We start from the raw sequence: 921 nt of genomic DNA, 5'->3' as shown, positions 1-921 counted from the left end.
AAGACGGCGAAGGACGAGGCTGCAGAAGCCGCCAACACCAACTACTCCTCCGAGTCGGGTCAGGCACCCGCCGAAGCAGAAGGCGACGCTCCCGTAGCGTCGGCTCCGGCATCGACCGGCGGATCACTGGCCAGCGATGCTCAGCTCGCTGCGCTGCGTGAGAAGCTGTCGGGCAACGCCTGATAGAAGATGTCCACCCGTAAGGGTGTGACCGCAAAGCCCCGGTTCCCTCGTGGAGCCGGGGCTTTCTTCTGCTCTATGTCAGCAGCGGTCGGCCGTGCGTGGGCTCGGGTGATCGCTGCTCCGGGCCCGGGTGACCGAATGAGTCATTCGATCCGTCTGGTGCGCAACAATTTCAATTCCATACAAGAATGGACCCGATCCGCGGAGGATTCGGGTCCATCGTCGTATCGACGGGATGGCTCAACCTGCGACGGCGGGACTCCACTGGGCGACGGCGCCGGTCCGCTTGCGCATCGTGGCGAAGCTGTGACGTGCCGGGCTGAGGAGATTTGTGAACCAATTGCGCCGATGGTCGGCCAACGCCAGGGCAACCTCGGGAATCAAGATGACGTGAACTCCCGATTCCATGCCGAGACGGTGCCGACCCGGTTGGATCTGATTGCTTCGCATCGGAAGTCCTTTTCGCTAGAAGTGGGTCGGCAAATACTTGTCTCGCACGAAGATAACGGACGTTGCCCCAAACCTGGGGTATTTGGGGCTGGTGTGCTTCGGCGTGTTCGATGACAGACTGGAGGCATGTTGAGACTTGGCCTCACCGGAGGCATTGGAGCAGGCAAATCGACCGTGTCGAGAACACTTTCTGCGTTGGGTGGGGTACTCGTCGACGCCGACGTGATTTCACGAGAGGTCGTCGAGCCGGGAACGTCCGGGCTCGCGCAACTGGTCGAGGCGTTCGGT

General features: G+C 61.7%; 2 protein-coding genes and 1 pseudogene. 2 read left to right on the top strand and 1 reads right to left on the bottom strand.

Translation table 11 applies throughout. The annotated features are described in order from the left end of the window. A pseudogene (gene rpsA / locus A2J03_RS17290) lies at positions 1-183 on the top strand (30S ribosomal protein S1); the annotation flags it as partial. Between the two features lie 240 nt (positions 184-423). On the opposite strand, the gene A2J03_RS17285 reads toward rpsA, so the two are convergent. Further along, a complete protein-coding gene (locus A2J03_RS17285; protein ID WP_068376234.1) occupies positions 424-633 on the bottom strand; it encodes a hypothetical protein in 210 nt (69 codons plus the stop codon). Positions 634-759: 126 nt separating this feature from the next. Between A2J03_RS17285 and A2J03_RS30040 the strand changes: the two genes are divergently transcribed. Further along, a partial coding sequence (locus A2J03_RS30040) for a dephospho-CoA kinase (protein ID WP_156520429.1) occupies positions 760-921 on the top strand: 162 nt, incomplete at its 3' end.

Origin of the sequence: Rhodococcus sp. EPR-157, assembly GCF_001647195.1 — a bacterium.
Lineage (GTDB): Bacteria > Actinomycetota > Actinomycetes > Mycobacteriales > Mycobacteriaceae > Rhodococcoides.
This window is presented reverse-complemented; position numbering and strand designations above follow the sequence as displayed.

Coding starts and splice junctions, on each gene's coding strand:
- A2J03_RS17285 (WP_068376234.1), bottom strand. CDS start 633: ATGCGAAGCAATCAGATCCAACCGGGTCGGCACCGTCTCGGCATGGAA.